The sequence below is a fragment of the Mycobacterium sp. MAA66 genome (genome assembly GCF_041261665.1).
GTDB lineage: Bacteria > Actinomycetota > Actinomycetes > Mycobacteriales > Mycobacteriaceae > Mycobacterium.
This window is the reverse complement of the sequence record NZ_JBGCCC010000007.1, coordinates 101,415-118,618: the sequence shown is the minus strand read 5'-3', so window position 1 is coordinate 118,618 and position 17,204 is coordinate 101,415. Positions and strand designations below refer to the sequence as shown.

Sequence of the window (17,204 nt, the reverse complement as noted above, 5' to 3'; positions counted from 1 at the left end):
GTGCCGCCACCGACAAGCCCGATACGGTGGCGTCATGACTGTTGTCCATGACACGTACACCGGCCACGTCGACGCGGGCACCGCGGCCCGTCGCACCCTGCCCGGCGCGACGATCGTGAAGGCATCGGTCGGCCCGATGGACAACAATGCCTACCTCATCACCTGTTCCACGACGGGAAAGACGCTGCTCATCGACGCCGCCAACGACGGACCGGCCCTGGTCGAGCTGATCAAGAGCCAGACGCCGGACGTCGAACTCATCGTCACCAGCCACCAGCATTTCGATCACTGGCAGGCCCTCACCGAGGTGGCCGAGGCCACAGGCGCTCCGACTGCCGCCCACGCGCTGGACGCCGAGCCACTGCCCGTCAAACCGGATCGGATCCTGGCCGACGGCGACACCATCGAGATCGGCGATCTGACGCTGGACGTGATCCATCTGCAGGGGCATACCGAGGGTTCGGTGGCGCTGGCTTTCAGTGACGGCGAAGTCACCCACCTGTTCAGCGGCGATTGCCTGTTTCCGGGTGGCGTCGGCAAAACGTGGCAGGAGGGCGACTTCGAGAGACTGCTCGGTGACGTCAGCACCAAGGTCTTCGACCGCTACCCGGACTCGACGGTGATCTACCCCGGCCACGGCGACGACACCACGCTCGGCACCGAGCGGCCGCACCTCGAAGAGTGGCGCGCCCGCGGCTGGTGATCGCTCAGAGCTCGGCGATCACCTGTTCGCCGAACTGCGCGATGGCATCTTTGGCGTGCGTCAGGCTGTCGCCGGGAACCTGTACCTGCACCCACGTGACGCCGAGGCCGACCAGCTCGGCGATCCCGGAGAGGTAAGCGTCCGCGTCGAACGAGTTCTCCCCCGGCACACCGCCGACCGCGTTGCTGAAGGTGATGTCGACACCAGCCGGATCGCGGCCCGCCTCGTCCAACCGCCGATGTAGATCATCGATCCCGGACTTCAACTCGGCCAGCGATTCCAGCGATGCGGTGCGCGCGGTCTGGGCCAGCGCCGCGGGCGCCGGGAACGGGCACCAGCCATCGCCGTAGACAACCGCGCGGCGCCGGGCCGCTGCGGTGTTCCCGCCGATCCAGATCGGCGGCGGGGAGCTCGGACGCGGATGCGCGGTGATGCCCGCAGCCGTGAAGTGCGTGCCCTCGAAGCTGACGTCGTCGGAGGTCCAGATCGCGCGGATCACCTGCAACGCCTCCTCGACCAGAGTCGCTCGCTCGTCGAAATCGACTCCGAGAGCGGCGAATTCGCGCTTCAGATAGCCCGCACCCACCGCCAGCGTGAAGCGGCCACCTGACAAAAGATGCAACGTCGCACCGGCTTTGGCCACCAGGAACGGATTCCGGTACGGCAGTACCACCACGTTGGGGATCAATCGCATCGCGGTGGTGTGAGCGGCCGCAAACCCCATGGCGACAAACGGATCCAGCGAGTCATGGCCACCGGCCTGCAGCCATTTGTCGGTCGGCGCGGGATGGTCGGTGAAGCCGAACCCGCCGAATCCAGCGGTTTCGGCGGCAGTGGCCACCGCCGCGATGGCGGCGCCGTCGACCAAGTCTGGGTGGTACGGATGACTGTGCATCGGATGGGTGATGGCGAATTTCACTGGACCAATTGACGACACCCACCCACCGTGACATTTGACACCGTATTTGTAAATGTCACGGTGGCCCACGAAAACCGAAACACCCGGCACATGGCCGGGCGTTTCGGTCGAACTGAGGTCTGTTACGAGGTGTGCACGATGAGGACGTCGACCTGCGAACGACGCGCCACATTGGCGGGCACCGAACCCAGCAGACGACCGGCGATGGTGCTCAGGCCGACGTTACCGACAACCAGCAGGTCGGCCTGGACGTCCTTGGCCAAGTCGACGAGCGCGTCGACCGGAGCGCCGACGACGGCCTTCTCCTCGACCTGAGTGGCACCAGCGGCCTCGGCGCGGTCCCGGGCCTCGCGCAGGATGGCATAGATCGGCGCATCGCCGGCCACTTGGTAGCCCTCTTCCTTCAGCACGTCAGCAGCGCGCTGATCCTCGCCCTGGGGAAAGTAGGCGGTCGCCACAACCAGCTTGGCATTGGCCCCTGCCGCGATCTGAGCCGCCCGCTCCACCGCACGCAGTGACGAATCCGAGCCGTCCGTGCCGACGACCACGGTCTGGTAGCCGCTCATCCATGCCCTCCGTTTGTTCACGTTTCATCCGCAACCGGCATATGTCCCGGCTTCACAGCAGACAGTAGCTGTTGCCGTGTCGAATGTGGGGTGGTTTCACCACACGAGTTCGCCCGCTGGACCCAGCAATGTGCGCCCTACCGGCAGTAATGGTCGTTGGCGTCGTCGCTGTGAGCTTGCTAATCGTGACGAACCGAACGCTCGTTTCCCCGTAGTGACACAAATCAATCGGGCGCACCAATTCCGCTAGCCCCGGCCGAAATACAACTCCTGGGTCGCCATGCACACCAGCTCGCCGCCGCGGTTGTACATGGTGGCGCTGGCCAGTCCACGTCCTCCGATCCCGCTGGGCGACAACTGATCGGACAACACCCAGTCGTTGAGGTTCACCGGCCGGTGGAACCACAGTGCGTGATCGATCAACGCCGAGAACGTGTACGCCGGGACCGCACGGCGCGGTGTCATCGCAGTCTCGAGCATGGTGGTACCGGCCAGATAAGTGAGCAGCGCGCTGCCCAGCGCCGGATCGTCCGGCACGGAATCCGTTGGGCGCCACCACATCCTGATCCGCCCCGACGGGTCTGGCAGATCCTGGGCCAGCCTCGGGTGCGGATCGATGTACCGCAATTCGAACGGCCGCTCCCCCACCCAGAATCCGTCGTGCTCGTCAGCGTAGCCGGCCAGCTGCTCAGCCACGGTCGGAACCGAAAGTGGTTCTGGCACATCCGGTACCGACTCCTGGTAGTCCAGTCCATCAACCGGGATGGTGAATGATGCCAACGCCTCCAGCAGCACCTGATCGTTCTGCACCGCGGTGACCTTGCGGGTCGACAGAGTGCCGCCGTCGCGCGCCGGCTCGACGATGAGCTCGACCGGGAACCGGGCGTCGCCCGCGCGCAAGTAATAGACGTGAACGCTGTGCGCGCGGCGACCGGGCGCGGTGCGACTCGCCGCCATCAGCGCTTGCGCGGCGATGTGACCGCCGGCGATGTGATGGCTGGGGTTGTCGAGTTGAAGCGCGGTGAACCGGTGTTCGTCGGCCTGCTCGAGCTGCAGGGTGGCAACGACATCGGACAACGACGGAAAGCGGTACGTCACCCGAGCATCATGCCGGGCAATGACGCAGGCACGGCCGGCGGCGTCTCCTTGCCCCGATATGCCGAACGGCGGGTCATCGACTCCGATCGACCGTGCCGCCTCATCGTGGCACGGATCCTCCGGATCAATGACCCGCCGCTAGACGAGTCGGCTTGTCTGCCAGCCCTATACGCAGAACTCGAAGACGCAGAACCCGCCCTGGGGCTGCCAACCACCGGCCCACCCGTTGGGGAACGGCATCCCCGGGTGCGCCTCGGCCCATCCTGGCGGCGGACCCGGAGGACCCGGAGGGCCACCCCAACCACCGTGGTCGTGGTCGTGGTCGTAGCCACCGTGGTCGTGGTCCCAGTCAGTAGGAATGGGTCCACCGGGGCCCGACGCCGGCGCGGGAGCAATCGCCGGACCAGGCGCGGCACTGGCCACTCCGGCACCAACCCCGACCATGCTCGCCGCGAGCCCGCCCGCGATTGCCATGCCGGCGACAAACACTGCAGGTTTCACGCTGATCATCTCCTATACCCAACCCTTTGTTGGACGGCAGAGGCCCTGTCGTCATTGCCACCCCTGAAATTGAGACCCGGGGGCGGCATGGGGGTAATGATGGTTAGAGAGTTTAAGCACCAGCTGTGGACCACCTCAGGATTGCCTTTCCGTTGCCTTTCCGCCGAGACCGCGCCGTGACCTGAGCACCCTGGAGCGAGACGAAACCGGATGCGATCGAAGCACTTTCGCGTACGCCGACCACACCGAATTCCAAAGATCAACGAATACCATTGCGTTACAACGTCTTTATCGATGTCAAATCGTGACCATTGCCGGTCATCCGCCGCTGCCGGCCCCGATGCCGGATGCATCACCCCCACGATGGTCCATCAAGACGACGGATGATGTCCCGAACCCGGTGTCGATCTGGGAAAACCGTTCGCCGACTGGAGATGCCGACCGGCGTGTCGCGATTTGACGCAACGCGACACGCCGCCGTCAAGAGGACGGCGGCGTGTCGCTGAACGAGCGAGTGATGGGATTCGAACCCACGTAAACGGCTTTGCAGGCCGGTGCCTAGCCACTCAGCCACACCCGCACTGACCACTAGATTGCCAGCCGATCAACCACGACGCGATAGTTCAGATCGCCATGATCTGCACTGCGCGAGAACGATCGTTCTCAGGCGTGCGGTAGGCTGTGAGAACGATGGTTCTCATAGCGTCAGAAACAGATCCCGTCCGCGACCAGGCGTTGGACGCCGCCGAGCGGCTGTTCTACGAACGCGGCATCCATGCGGTCGGCATGGATGACGTCCGATCGGCTTCGGGCCTTGCGCTGCGCCGCCTCTATCGACTGTTCCCGTCGAAGATGGCGCTGGTCTGCGCCTACCTCGAGCGACGGAATGACCGCTGGCTCAGCTCGCTGAAGTCGCACGTATCGGCTGTCGACACCGGCCCCCGCGAGCAAGCCCTGGCCGTTTTCGACTGGTTGGAGTCCTGGTTCACCGGGCCGGGATTCCGTGGCTGCGCATTCGTCAACGCGTACGGCGAACTCGGCGCGTCCTCCCCCGAGATCGTCAAGATCGTCAAACGGCACAAAGCGGAATTCCAGTCCTACGTAACCGATTTGGTTCGCACCGCCGGTGCCACCGCCAGCGTCGGAACGCAAGTGACGCTGCTCGCGGAAGGAGCCATGGTGATGGCCGCAGTGTCGACCTCACCAGAGCCGGCGAGCTGGGCCAAGGCCGCGGCCGCGGCGCTACTACCCCAGTGATTTCAGTCCCATCCACCAGAAAGGTCCGCCATGTCCGACAGTCCCGAATCCCGGCCGCCGTTCCCACCCTTCGACGAAACGACAGCGCTGACGAAAGTTCAAGCGGCCGAGGATGCTTGGAACTCCCGAGATCCCGAACTGGTAGCCACCGCGTACACCCCCGACTCAGTGTGGCGCAACCGCGATACCTTCGTCACCGGCCGCCCGGCAATCGTGGAATTCCTTACCGGCAAGTGGCAACGCGAACTGGACTACGTGCTGCGCAAGAGCTTGTGGGGTTTCCGTGGCAACCGCATGGCGGTGCGCTTCCAGTACGAATGGCACGACCACGACGGGCAGTGGTGGCGCAGCTACGGCAACGAACTGTGGGAATTCGCCGACAACGGACTCATGGCCCGCCGCGAGGCGAGCATCAACGACCTACGGATCACCGAATCCGAACGCCGTTGGTTCGGACTGCGCCCCGAATCCCAACGCGGACCCGGACACGACATACCCCTGCACTGACGCGGCGTCGCGCGGCATGAAAATCGCTGGCTGCCAACACTTCAGCCCCGGCGACCGTGACGGGCGTAGTACCGGGCCGCGCGGGCGCGGTTGCCGCAGGCCGGCGTGCACCATTCTCGGCGCGGATGATCCTTGACGAAGTAGAGCAGGCAGCCGGGGGCCAGACACGCGTTGAGCTCGTCAGCCGCACTGGAACCGAAGAACTCAATGGTCGCGGCGGCCAACCAGGACAGCAGTGCCTCGTCGTCCCAGTCGCCTTGACTGCCGGCGAGAAAACGACCGTCGGCGCCATTGACGAGGGCAGGGATGTGCGGCGCACGAGCAGCGGCAGCATTGATGATCGCGATGGCGTCCTTGAGTTCGATCCCCGACGATGCCGCACTCGCCCGCGGGTCGGCGGTCACGTGCGCGGCGACCCGGCGTACAGCATCGCGAAGTTCGCGCGTCCGCTCCCTGGTTACGGCACTCGGTGTGATCGACTCGGGCAGGCGCTCGCCCAGACCGGCCAGCCACGCCCCGCTCCCCGCCTCGGTGGCCAGCGAGTCGTAGGTGCCGTACCTATCGCCCCAGACCGTGTTCATCAGCTCGACAGGCAACGCCTGCCCCAGCACCGGCGGTGCAAGTTCGGTCGGTTGAACAGTCATCGTCTCAGACTCCCGCATCTAATGGCATTTATGACATACAACCGTTTGTAGATCCTCAATATTGCATTTCCGAGAGGCGCTCGCCGCGGGACCCGTACCTTGACCGGCATGCACCAGTGGCTGGCAGATCCCGCGTTCTTCGGCGGGCCGGGACAGGGCTCCCGGCAGATCGCCGAACTGTTCGCAGCGTTCGGATTGACCGCATTGATCGGCCTCGAACGCGAGGTCCAGGGCAAGAGCGCGGGTCTGCGCACACAGACCATCGTCGGGACCGCCGCAGCGTTGATCATGCTGATCAGCAAGTACGGCTTCGGCGACGTCCTGACGCAAGGTTTAGTCGTCGTCGACCCATCCCGCGTCGCTGCCCAGATCGTCTCCGGCATCGGTTTCCTGGGCGCCGGCATCATCATCGTCCGACGGGGCTCGGTGCACGGGCTGACGACCGCGGCCTCGGTCTGGGAATCGGCCGCCATCGGCATGGCCGCGGGGTCGGGGCTACTGCTACTCGCGTGCACGGTCACCGCCATGCATTTCCTGATCATCGTCGGTTTCATGCCATTGGCCCGCCAGCTGGCTTCCCGACTGGGCGGCACCGTTCGACTGCACGTCACCTACGCCGATGGCAGCGGCGTCCTGTCGAAGCTGCTGGAGGCATGTAGCCGGAGAAACTGGCAGCTCGCCGACATGGAGGCCGACCCGCCCGGCGAACCACTGGGCGCGCCCGCGGGACATGCCGGCGTTCGGGTGACGTTGACGGGTTCCGGCGTGACCAAGGCACCCCTTGTGCTCGCCCAGATCGTGGGTGTCTCCGCGGTCCGCCAACTGCAGGAAGACCCCGACTAACGGCAGCCGTCGACCCTCCACTTTGGCGGCCGCGTAAATTTGTGGCAGTGCAGTGACACCTGCGTTCCTGCTACGTTTCACACGAATGCCAAGCGGTGACGGGATGGACGATTGCGCGACCTGACAGATTTTGAACTGTTGGCTGAGCTGGAGCCGGTGGCTGCGGACGGGCTCAATCAGCATCTGGCACGAACCGTCCACTGGTATCCACATGACTACGTGCCGTGGGATCAAGGGCGAAACTTCGCGGCAACGGGGGGCCAGGACTGGGATCCCGAGCAGTCACAGCTCAGCGAGTTGGCCAAGGCCGCCATGATCACCAACCTGCTCACCGAGGACAACCTGCCGTCCTACCACCGCGAGGCGATGACGCACCTGTCCCTGGACAGTGCGTGGGAGACCTGGGTCAATCGCTGGACCGCCGAAGAGAACCGGCACGGCATCGCCATCCGCGACTATCTCCTGGTGAACCGGGGCGTGGATCCGGTGGCCCTGGAGCAGGCCCGCATGGAGCATGTGGCCAACGGATTCTCCCCGACCGACCAAGAGGAAGAAGCCATCGGCACCCGCGCGCTGATGGCCATCGTGTATCCGACGTTCCAGGAACTGGCCACCCGGGTCAGCCATCGCAACACCGGCAAGGTCTGTAACGACCCGGTCGCCGATCGCCTACTGCAGCGCGTCGCGGCCGATGAGAACCTGCACATGATCTTCTACCGACAGATGAGCGCGGCAGCGCTCGATGTGGCGCCGGACCAGACCCTGCACTCAATCGCGGCCGTGATCGAGAACTTCCGGATGCCCGGCACCGGAATGCCGAACTTCCGCCGTTACGGCGTCCTGATGGCCAAGCACGGCATCTACGACCTGCGCCAGCACCTGGAAGAAGTCGTGCTGCCCCCGCTGCGGCAGTGGAAGATCTTCGATCGCAACGACTTCACCGCCCGCGGTGAGCAGCGCCGCGAGGAACTCGCCGCCTATCTGGAAACGATGGAAAAGCAAGTCACCAAATTCGAGGAACAGCGCGACCGACTGTTGGCACGGGAAGCGGCCCGCGCAGAACAGTGCCAGTCCACCGCGGTCGGCTAGGCCCGCTCAGTCGGCGACCGCGCCGGCCCGGTACGACGCGACCGCGGTAAGGCCCGCCACCACGGCAAACACCGCGAACAACCAGGTCGCCCCAACGGCGTCAGTGCGGCCGAGCGCATTGATCACCACACCGGCCAAACCGGCACCGAACGCACCACAAATGAGCTGTACGGTGCTGATCGCCGCAGCGGCCACCGTGCCCTCGGACGGGTCATCGACGCCACCCATCGCCCATACCGAGAGATGCGGCCAGGCCATTCCCACTCCGGTACCCGCCACCAGCAGTGCCAGCGCCCACACCGTGACCGTCGCCGGGGACGCATCGTCCTGCTGACTCAGTGCGGTAACCGCCAATCCGGCACCCACCACCAACGGAGCAATCCGCACGATTTGCACCACCCGCACCGGCGAAGTGACCGACGCGCTGACGATCTCGCCCACCGTCCACCCGACGGCGAGGGCCACGCCCAGAAAGCCCGCCGTCAGCGGCGTCAGGTTGGCCGACCGCTGGCCGAACAGCGGCACATACATGTTCGCCATCGTCGCCGCCATCAACAGACCCAGCGTGACGTAGTTCCACTTGAAGGCCCCCGCCTGGAACACCGACTTGGGCAACACCCCCATCTGCAGGCGACGGTCGACCACCAGGAAGACACCGACCAACACCACGCCCGAGGCCAGCAATACCACCATCGGAATCACCGAGCGCTGGATGCCGGCCATGCTGATCGCCAGCGCTGACGTGCCAAGAATCAGCAAGGACCACAACGGAATTCGCAACGGTACGTCGTCGGACTCCGACGACCGTCCCGGCAGGCTCAGCGGCACCAGCACCGCCACCGCCGCCGTCAAGATCGCCAACGCTCCGAAGGCCCATCGCCACAAGCCGATCTGCGCGAAGAATCCACCGGCCGCCGGACCCAGCACGGTGCCCACACCCCACATCGCCGACACCAGGGCCGAGGCCTTGGGCCACAACGATTGTGGCAGAGCCGAATTGATCACCGCGTACCCGAGCCCGGCCAGGGCACCGCCGGCGGCACCCTGCACCACCCGGCCGAGCAACAGCAGTTCCATGTTCGGCGCCACCGCACACCCGACGCTGCCGAGCAGGAAGAAGCCGAGGCTCCACAAATACGCCGCCCGCGGCCCGAGCTTGCTGACCAAGGGGCCCACCGTGGTGGCCGAGACCACCGACGCGACCAGATAAACCGTTGTCACCCATGCGTAATAGCGCTCACCGCCGATCTGTCGCACCGCGCTGGGCAGCAGGCTGATGGTGAGGAATTCGTTGGTCGCATACAGCAGGACGCCGCCTGCCAACACGGTCGATGCTCCGATATGCCGTGAACCGAGCAAATCGCGCCAACCGGTGACCTGTTCAGCTGCTGTGCCGCTCAGGAGAATCTCATTTCAGCCCCGCAGCGTCCATGCCGCGCAATTCCTTTTTCAGGTCGACGATCTCATCGCGGATCCGAGCCGCGAGTTCGAACTGCAGGTCCCGGGCGGCCGTCATCATCTGCTCGGTCAGATCCTTGATGAGATCGGCCAATTCCGCGCGTGGCATGTTCGTGGTGTCACGGCCCTCGATGATGCCGGCGCTCACGGCGCGACCCGGCTCACCTTGAGCTCGGCGACCGCGCGACGCGTTGCGGCCCGAGCCGCCGACCGGAACGGACTCGTTGGCTTCAGTGTCATCGGCCTCGCGGTACACCTGATCGAGAATGTCGGCGATCTTCTTGCGCAACGGTTTTGGATCGATGCCGTGTTCAGTGTTGTAGGCGACCTGCTTGGCCCGGCGCCGCTCGGTCTCCTCGATGGCCGCCCGCATCGAATCGGTGATGTTGTCGGCGTACATATGGACTTCACCGGACACATTGCGCGCCGCGCGACCGATCGTCTGGATCAGGCTGCGGGTCGAGCGCAGGAAGCCCTCTTTGTCGGCATCGAGGATCGCCACCAACGACACCTCCGGCAAGTCGAGGCCCTCACGCAGCAGGTTGATGCCGACCAGGACGTCGTACTCGCCAAGGCGCAACTGGCGCAACAGTTCCACCCGGCGCAGAGTGTCGACCTCGGAGTGCAGATAGCGCACCCGGATGCCGTTCTCCAGCAAGTAGTCGGTCAGATCCTCGGCCATCTTCTTGGTCAACGTGGTGACCAAGACCCGCTCGTCGCGTTCGGTACGCTTGCGGATCTCCGCGATCAGGTCGTCGATCTGCCCCTTGGTCGGCTTGACCACGATCTCGGGGTCCACCAATCCGGTCGGCCGGATGACCTGCTCGACGAACTCACCGCCGGCCTGGGCCATCTCGTACGGCCCTGGTGTCGCCGACAGGTACACCGTCTGCCCGATCCGGTCGGCGAACTCCTCCCAGGTCAACGGGCGGTTGTCGACCGCCGACGGCAACCGGAACCCGAAGTCGACCAGGTTGCGCTTGCGGGACATGTCGCCCTCGTACATCGCGCCGATCTGCGGCACCGTCACGTGCGATTCGTCGATGACCAGCAGGAAGTCTTCGGGGAAGTAGTCGATCAACGTCGCCGGCGCCGAGCCTGCGGACCGTCCGTCGATGTGGCGTGAATAGTTCTCGATCCCCGAGCAGAAGCCGACCTGCTTCATCATCTCGACGTCGTAGTTGGTGCGCATCCGCAGCCGCTGGGCCTCCAGCAGCTTGCCCTGCCCCTCCAGCTGCGCCAACCGCTCCTCGAGTTCCTGCTCGATGGTCGAGATGGCCGCGGCCATCCGATCCGGGCCCGCCACGTAGTGGGTGGCCGGGAAGATGCGCAGCGAATCCACCTGACGCACCACGTCACCGGTCAGCGGGTGCAGGTAGTACAGGGCTTCGATCTCGTCGCCGAAGAACTCGATGCGCACCGCCAGTTCCTCGTACGACGGGATGATCTCGACGGTGTCGCCACGAACCCGGAAGGTCCCGCGGGTGAAGGCGACGTCGTTGCGGTTGTACTGGACGTCGACCAGTAGCCGCAACAGTCCATCCCTGGGCACCTCGTCGCCGACCGTCAGCTCGACCGAGCGGTCCAGATAGGACTGCGGGGTACCCAAGCCGTAGATGCACGACACCGAGGCCACGACCACGACGTCCCGCCGGGACAGCAGACTGGAGGTGGCCGAGTGCCGCAACCGCTCGACGTCGTCGTTGATCGAGCTGTCCTTCTCGATATAGGTGTCGGTCTGGGCGATGTACGCCTCGGGCTGGTAATAGTCGTAGTACGAGACGAAGTACTCAACAGCGTTGTGCGGCAGCATCTCCCGCAGTTCATTCGCCAATTGCGCGGCCAGCGTCTTGTTCGGCGCCATCACCAGGGTGGGGCGCTGCAACCGCTCGATCAGCCAGGCCGTGGTAGCCGACTTGCCGGTACCGGTGGCACCCAGCAAGACGATGTCGCGCTCCCCCGCCGTGATGCGTCGTTCCAGTTCCTTGATGGCGGCCGGCTGGTCCCCGGCCGGCTCGTACTGGCTGACCACCTCGAACTGACCACCGGCCCGCACCATGTCATCAACCGGCCGGTACTCCGAATGCGCCAGCGGAGTTTTTCCCGTCGCTTCGCTCGCCGCACGGTCATTTCCCGTCGCTTCGCTCGCCGCACGGTCATTTCCCGTCGCTTCGCTCGCCGCACGGTCATTTCCCGTCGCTTCGCTCGCCCCAGCGTGATGTTCGGTCGCGAAAGCCATGTGCACCAGCGTAGAGGTGCCTACCGACATGTGGCTTCGGCCAGATACGTACGTAGGCTGATGCCATCCACGCACCCAAGCACGAGACATTTGACCTCGCCGCCAGCACGAACACTGACCCCAAGGGCATCGTGCGGGCGGTCGACGTGTACCGCGTCGAACCATGGGGCCTGTACATGGCCCGGCCGACGCCCGGCCGGGCTCAGTTCCATTACCTGGAATCCTGGCTACTGCCATCAATCGGATTGCGTGCCAATGTTTTTCACTTCAACGCCGGGTATGAGAAGGACCAGGACCATTACCTCGATGTCGGCCGCTTCACGGCCGACGACAAGCGCTGGACCGCCGACGACCACTACCTCGATCTGGTGGTGCGGACGGGCGTCGGCGTCGAGTTGGAAGACGTCGACGAACTCCTCGACGCGGTACGGCACGGCCTGTTGAGCACCGATGACGCCGAGCGGGCGATTGCCGTCACCACCACCGCGATCGACGGCCTGGTCCGTCACGACTATTGCCTTCGCGATTGGACAGCCAGTCTAGGTATGTCGCTGACCTGGCGAAACGGTAGCTGACCGCAACGCAGACAAGCGTGCGGCGTAATCTCAACAACCATGACATTGACCGGGCGTGGACGTCTGTCCACGGCATCGCTGATGTGGGCCACTACGGTCCTGTGCACCCCACTGCTGGTCGCGCCGACGGCCGGCGCCCAACCCGCTGCTCCCGTGCCTCCGTCGCCGGTTGCACCGGCCGGCGACACCGCCCCGCCGAACGACGCCATCCAGTTCGGCCCCGGACCGCACAACATCACCTACCGGGCCCGGGTCGACGGCGTGTCCCGCGGGACCGTCGTCACCTACCGGATCACCGATACGCAGTTGAACTCGGCGACCCCGACGATGGTGCCGGGCGAGTCGTTCGAGTCCACAGCGGTGCTCAGCGATCCGAAGCGCGCCGGCATGCAGGTGTCCATCCAGTGGCCGTACTCGGCGAGCCTGCACTGCGAGATCCTGGTCGATGACCAAACCATCGCCCAGGCAGACCAATTCATCGCACCGCGCCTGACGCCGCAGCATCAGGATCCCGGTTACGGCGTGCTCAGCTGCGGTTCGGTCGGTGATTTCGTGCCGGGCCAGCAGTACGACACCGAACTGCCCGGCACCGCCGGAAGCCCGGTTACACCTGCGCCCGACGCACCCACACCGGCGGCGCACCCGACTGCGACCGGCTAGGGGCGCCAGCCGGTCGCGTCGGCCCAGGCCCAGGCCCGGCGGTAGGCGTCGAGGAGCCAAGGCTCCTTGGCGTCGGCATAATCACCGACGGACTGCGGATCGCCGGCCATCACGTCGGTCTTCAGCGCCTGGTATTCGGCCCGGACATCAGGGTTCGCTACGAGCCAGGCGCCGAACAGCAGCGCGAATTGCTGATTGGGCCAGCCGTCGACCCGGATATGCACGTGGGTCGGCCGACCTGGGTCCGCCGACGCGTGATAGCGCTTGTGCCACAACGCTTTATCATCTGAATGATCGAATTCGGCGACGGTGCTGCGGGCGTCGTCCTTGGCGACGTCGGCGGTGATGTGCTCCAGGCGCGGATAGCCCGCCCCGCGCAGATGCTCGGCCAGCTCGTCGGCGATCTCCAGGGACTTCACCGTCACCTGAATGTCGATGACATCCTTGGCGGCCAGATCGGTGACCGCCGTCGAACCGATGTGGTCGATGCGTACCGCGCGGTGCCCGCAGGCGGTACCCAGCCGAGCCAGAATCCGGGCGGCCTGCTGCGGCCACGACGAGTCGTACGGCACCACCGCCGGCGCCACCGCGACCGTTACCCCAGCCTGCAGATTGCGCGCGAACGGCAGGACGCGCTGCTCCCACAATTCGAGCGCCTTGGCGGCCAAATCGTCCGCGCTGCCCGAATTCTCCAGCCACACATCGGCCACTGCCTGACGCTGTTCGACGGTGGCCTGCGCCGCGATCCGGGCACGGGCGTCGCCCTCGGAAAAGCCCCGGTATTCGATGAGGCGGGCGACCCGTACCTCCTCGTCGGCGTGCACGATGACCACCAGCGGGAACATCGGCGCCATCTGCGACTCGACCAGCAGCGGGATGTCCTCGACGACGACCGAGCCGGCCGGCGCGTCGTCGATGAGTTCAGCACGCCGCTTGCCGACCAACGGATGCACGATGCTGTTGAGGGTCTGTAGCTTTTCCGGATCGCCGAACGCCACCGCGGCCAGGCCCGGCCGATTCAACGCGCCGTCGGGCAGCAGGATCTCCGAACCGAACGCGTCGACCAACGCCGCCAAGCCCTCGGTACCCGGAGCGACCACCTCGCGGGCGATCACATCGCCGTCGACGATGATGCCGCCGTGTTCCTTGAAGGCCGATGACACAGTCGATTTGCCGGCGCCGATACCGCCGCTCAGTCCGATTCGAAACACGCCCCACAGTGTGTCAGGGCGCCGCTGGTCGACCACAACCACCCGCGAGAGTGAGCTTGCGCATCAAATCCGCAGGGACATCGGGACACGCGCGCACGTTCGGCGGGCTGAAACGACAAATGCCCCGACCATCGGCCGGGGCATTTGTCGTTGACCTACTTAGGCGTTGCCGGCGAGCTTCTCGCGCAGCGCCGCCAGCTGGGCGTCGCTGGCCAGGGTGCCACCGGTCGACTCCTCAGAACGCGAGGACGAACCGCTGGTCGCCGGACGGGCAGCTGCCTCGGCGTCAGCCGCGGCGAACTTCTCCATCTGGACGGTGTGCATCTTGTGGCGACGCTCGGCCTCGGCGTACCGGGCCTCCCACTCGTCACGCTGCTTCTCGAAGCCTTCGAGCCATTCGTTGCTGTCGGCGTCGAAGCCCTCCGGGAAGATGTAGTTGCCCTGCTCGTCGTAGCTGTCGGCCATGCCGTACTTCGACGGGTCGAACTCCTCGGTGTAGTCCTCGTTGGCCTGCTTGAGGCTCAGCGAGATGCGGCGACGCTCCAGGTCGATGTCGATGACCTTGACCATCGCGTCGTCGCCGACCTGGACAACCTGGTCCGGGACCTCGACGTGGCGCTCGGACAGCTCCGAGATGTGCACCAGACCCTCGATGCCCTCCTCGACGCGAACGAATGCACCGAACGGCACCAGCTTGGTGACCTTGCCCGGCACGATCTGGCCGATGGCGTGGGTGCGGGCGAAGTGGCGCCACGGGTCTTCCTGAGTCGCCTTGAGCGACAACGAAACCCGCTCGCGATCCATGTCGACGTCGAGCACCTCGACGGTGACCTCGTCGCCCACCTGAACCACCTCGGACGGGTGATCGATGTGCTTCCAGGACAGCTCGGAGACGTGCACCAGGCCGTCGACGCCGCCGAGATCGACGAACGCGCCGAAGTTGACGATCGAGGACACGACACCCTTGCGGATGGCGCCCTTGGTGAGCTGGTTGAGGAACTCGCTGCGCACCTCGGACTGGGTCTGCTCCAGCCAGGCACGACGCGACAGCACCACGTTGTTGCGGTTCTTGTCGAGCTCGATGATCTTGGCCTCGATCTCCTTGCCGATGTACGGCTGCAGATCGCGGACCCGACGCATCTCGACCAGCGATGCGGGCAGGAAGCCACGCAGGCCGATGTCGAGGATCAGACCACCCTTGACGACCTCGATGACGGTGCCCTTGACGGCCTCGTCCTTCTCCTTGAGTTCCTCGATGGTGCCCCAGGCACGCTCGTACTGAGCGCGCTTCTTGGACAGGATCAGGCGGCCTTCCTTGTCCTCCTTGGTGAGGACCAGGGCTTCGACCTCGTCGCCGACGGACACAACCTCAGAGGGGTCGACGTCGTGCTTGATCGAGAGTTCGCGGGAAGGGATGACACCTTCGGTCTTGTAGCCGATGTCGAGAAGAACCTCATCGCGGTCCACCTTGACGATGGTCCCTTCGACGATGTCGCCATCGTTGAAGTATTTGATGGTCTTGTCGATGGCGGCGAGAAAATCCTCAGCCGAGCCGATGTCGTTGACGGCTACTTGCGGCGAGGTGACGGAGGGACTTGGCATGTGGTGGGGTGCTCCGGACAAGTTCTAATAGTAGGTGCGGGGTGATTTGAATTCGCATACCTGGACGCCCAATGGACACAGGTACTGCTAAAGGGTACTAGACCCGTACACGCAGGCCAAACCCGGTGCGCAGATGCTTCACAGGAATCGCGCCCGCGACGGTTACTCTGCCTGTCGTGTACCCCGCTCCGTCACCCGTGCCGCCGCCGTATCCCTACGTGGCACCGATGCCGCGGCGAATCCGCAAGGTCGGCGCGCCGCTGGGCGTGATCATCGGGCTGGGCGTGCTGATCGGCTGCATCCTGCTACTCAGCACAGTCGCCCGGCCGGTCGGCACGACGCTCGGTTTCGTGCTCTCCAGCATCACCACGGTGCTGGTCCTGCTGGCTTACCTGTGGCTCGACCGATGGGAACCCGAGCCGCCACGGCTGCTGATCTTCGCGTTCGTCTGGGGCGCCTCGATCAGTGTGGCGATATCGCTGCTGTTGGAGACCGCGTCCATGCCGCTACTGGGCAAGGACGGATTCGCGGCCATGGCACTCGGCGCCCCGGTCATCGAAGAAGCAGCCAAAGGCATGTTCCTGCTGTTGATGCTCACCGGCCGCCGACGCAACGAACTGAACTCGCTGACCGATTGCCTGGTCTACGCCGGGTTCGTCGCCGCCGGGTTCGCCTGGCTGGAGAACATCTTCTACATCGGCATCGGCGATTCGATCGCGAAATCCCTGCTCACCGCGGGCTTCCGGTTGATCCTGGGCCCGTTCGCGCACCCGCTGTTCACGAGCATGACCGCCATCGGCGTCTATCTCGCGCTGCAACAGCGCGGTGCCGTCGCCAAGGTGCTTTTGATCCTGCTCGGCTACTGCGGAGCAGTCGTCATGCACTCGTTGTGGAACGGATCGGCAACCGTCGGCGCCGGCATGTACCTGCTGATCTACGTGTGCTGGATGGTTCCCATCTTCACGCTCGCCATCGGGATCGCCGTCTACAGCCGCCGGCGGGAGCAGCGGGTGGTCGCGGGCAAGCTTCCGGGTCTGGTCGAGTCGAGGCTGATCACGCCGAATGAGGCCACCTGGCTCGGTTCACTTCGGACTCGCCGGACAGCGATCACGGTGGCGACGCAGATGGGTGGCAAAGCAGCCGGCAAGTCGGTCAAGGAGTTCGCCGTGCAGGTGGTCGAGTTGGCATTCGTCCGCGAGCGGATCGACCGGGGGCTGGCCGATCAGCGGACCTATCAGCTGCATGCGGAAGAGGCGTACTGGCTGACCGCCACCCGCGCCGCGGCACCCGTGCTGCAGTGGCTGTCCAACTACCGCGCCTACTAGTCCAGCC

17 protein-coding genes and 1 tRNA gene are annotated in these 17,204 nt (G+C 65.2%); 8 read left to right on the top strand and 10 right to left on the bottom strand.

Annotation, left to right across the window (positions count from 1 at the left end):
* Positions 1-34: 34 nt before the first annotated feature.
* Positions 35-703 carry an MBL fold metallo-hydrolase gene (locus ABIA30_RS19585; RefSeq protein WP_370068383.1) on the top strand — a complete coding sequence of 223 codons (669 nt, stop codon included), beginning with the start codon at positions 35-37 and terminating at the stop codon, positions 701-703.
* A 4-nt stretch (positions 704-707) separates the two neighbouring features.
* Here ABIA30_RS19585 and ABIA30_RS19580 read toward each other — a convergent pair whose 3' ends face one another.
* From ABIA30_RS19580 to ABIA30_RS19560, 5 genes are all read right to left on the bottom strand, one after another.
* Entirely contained in the window at positions 708-1,622 is a 915-nt protein-coding gene (locus ABIA30_RS19580; protein ID WP_370068381.1) for an LLM class F420-dependent oxidoreductase, read from the bottom strand.
* A 122-nt stretch (positions 1,623-1,744) separates the two neighbouring features.
* On the bottom strand, positions 1,745-2,188 hold the full coding sequence (locus ABIA30_RS19575; RefSeq protein WP_370068379.1) for a universal stress protein: 444 nt from the start codon (positions 2,186-2,188) through the stop codon (positions 1,745-1,747).
* Positions 2,189-2,434: 246 nt separating this feature from the next.
* Positions 2,435-3,286, bottom strand: coding sequence for an acyl-CoA thioesterase (locus ABIA30_RS19570; RefSeq protein ID WP_370068377.1), 852 nt, complete (start codon positions 3,284-3,286; stop codon positions 2,435-2,437).
* A 165-nt stretch (positions 3,287-3,451) separates the two neighbouring features.
* Positions 3,452-3,787 (bottom strand): hypothetical protein, encoded by a 336-nt coding sequence (locus tag ABIA30_RS19565; RefSeq protein WP_370068375.1) that lies wholly within the window; start codon positions 3,785-3,787, stop codon positions 3,452-3,454.
* Between the two features lie 509 nt (positions 3,788-4,296).
* Positions 4,297-4,367: transfer RNA gene (locus ABIA30_RS19560), tRNA-Cys, on the bottom strand.
* A 110-nt stretch (positions 4,368-4,477) separates the two neighbouring features.
* Between ABIA30_RS19560 and ABIA30_RS19555 the strand changes: the two genes are divergently transcribed.
* Together ABIA30_RS19555 and ABIA30_RS19550 are read left to right on the top strand one after the other, a co-directional pair.
* Complete coding sequence (locus ABIA30_RS19555) at positions 4,478-5,044, top strand: TetR/AcrR family transcriptional regulator (protein WP_370068373.1); 567 nt, start codon at positions 4,478-4,480, stop codon at positions 5,042-5,044.
* Between the two features lie 30 nt (positions 5,045-5,074).
* A complete protein-coding gene (locus tag ABIA30_RS19550) occupies positions 5,075-5,551 on the top strand; it encodes a nuclear transport factor 2 family protein (protein WP_370068371.1) in 477 nt (158 codons plus the stop codon).
* A gap of 41 nt (positions 5,552-5,592) precedes the next feature.
* Here ABIA30_RS19550 and ABIA30_RS19545 read toward each other — a convergent pair whose 3' ends face one another.
* On the bottom strand, positions 5,593-6,195 hold the full coding sequence (locus tag ABIA30_RS19545) for an ABATE domain-containing protein (protein ID WP_370068369.1): 603 nt from the start codon (positions 6,193-6,195) through the stop codon (positions 5,593-5,595).
* Between the two features lie 108 nt (positions 6,196-6,303).
* Between ABIA30_RS19545 and ABIA30_RS19540 the strand changes: the two genes are divergently transcribed.
* A complete protein-coding gene (locus ABIA30_RS19540; RefSeq protein ID WP_370068367.1) occupies positions 6,304-7,038 on the top strand; it encodes an MgtC/SapB family protein in 735 nt (244 codons plus the stop codon).
* 111 nt (positions 7,039-7,149) lie between these two features.
* Entirely contained in the window at positions 7,150-8,127 is a 978-nt protein-coding gene (locus ABIA30_RS19535; RefSeq protein ID WP_370068365.1) for an acyl-ACP desaturase, read from the top strand.
* A gap of 6 nt (positions 8,128-8,133) precedes the next feature.
* On the opposite strand, the gene ABIA30_RS19530 is transcribed toward ABIA30_RS19535, so the two are convergent.
* The gene (locus tag ABIA30_RS19530; protein WP_370068615.1) at positions 8,134-9,528 is read right to left on the bottom strand and encodes an MFS transporter; all 1,395 of its coding nucleotides are present in this window, start codon (positions 9,526-9,528) and stop codon (positions 8,134-8,136) included.
* A gap of 7 nt (positions 9,529-9,535) precedes the next feature.
* Positions 9,536-11,644, bottom strand: a complete 2,109-nt coding sequence (gene uvrB / locus ABIA30_RS19525; RefSeq protein ID WP_370068613.1) for an excinuclease ABC subunit UvrB — start codon at positions 11,642-11,644, stop codon at positions 9,536-9,538.
* Positions 11,645-11,889: 245 nt separating this feature from the next.
* On the opposite strand from uvrB, the gene ABIA30_RS19520 reads away from it, so the two are divergent.
* Complete coding sequence (locus tag ABIA30_RS19520) at positions 11,890-12,399, top strand: DUF402 domain-containing protein (protein ID WP_370068611.1); 510 nt, start codon at positions 11,890-11,892, stop codon at positions 12,397-12,399.
* Positions 12,400-12,438: 39 nt separating this feature from the next.
* Positions 12,439-13,059 (top strand): hypothetical protein, encoded by a 621-nt coding sequence (locus tag ABIA30_RS19515; protein WP_370068363.1) that lies wholly within the window; start codon positions 12,439-12,441, stop codon positions 13,057-13,059.
* On the opposite strand, the gene coaE is transcribed toward ABIA30_RS19515, so the two are convergent.
* Together coaE and rpsA are read right to left on the bottom strand one after the other, a co-directional pair.
* On the bottom strand, positions 13,056-14,270 hold the full coding sequence (gene coaE, locus ABIA30_RS19510; RefSeq protein ID WP_370068361.1) for a dephospho-CoA kinase: 1,215 nt from the start codon (positions 14,268-14,270) through the stop codon (positions 13,056-13,058). The genes ABIA30_RS19515 and coaE overlap by 4 nt on opposite strands.
* A gap of 159 nt (positions 14,271-14,429) precedes the next feature.
* A complete protein-coding gene (gene rpsA, locus ABIA30_RS19505) occupies positions 14,430-15,872 on the bottom strand; it encodes a 30S ribosomal protein S1 (protein WP_370068359.1) in 1,443 nt (480 codons plus the stop codon).
* Positions 15,873-16,099: 227 nt separating this feature from the next.
* Between rpsA and ABIA30_RS19500 the strand changes: the two genes are divergently transcribed.
* A complete protein-coding gene (locus ABIA30_RS19500; protein WP_370068609.1) occupies positions 16,100-17,197 on the top strand; it encodes a PrsW family intramembrane metalloprotease in 1,098 nt (365 codons plus the stop codon).
* Positions 17,198-17,204 lie beyond the last annotated feature (7 nt).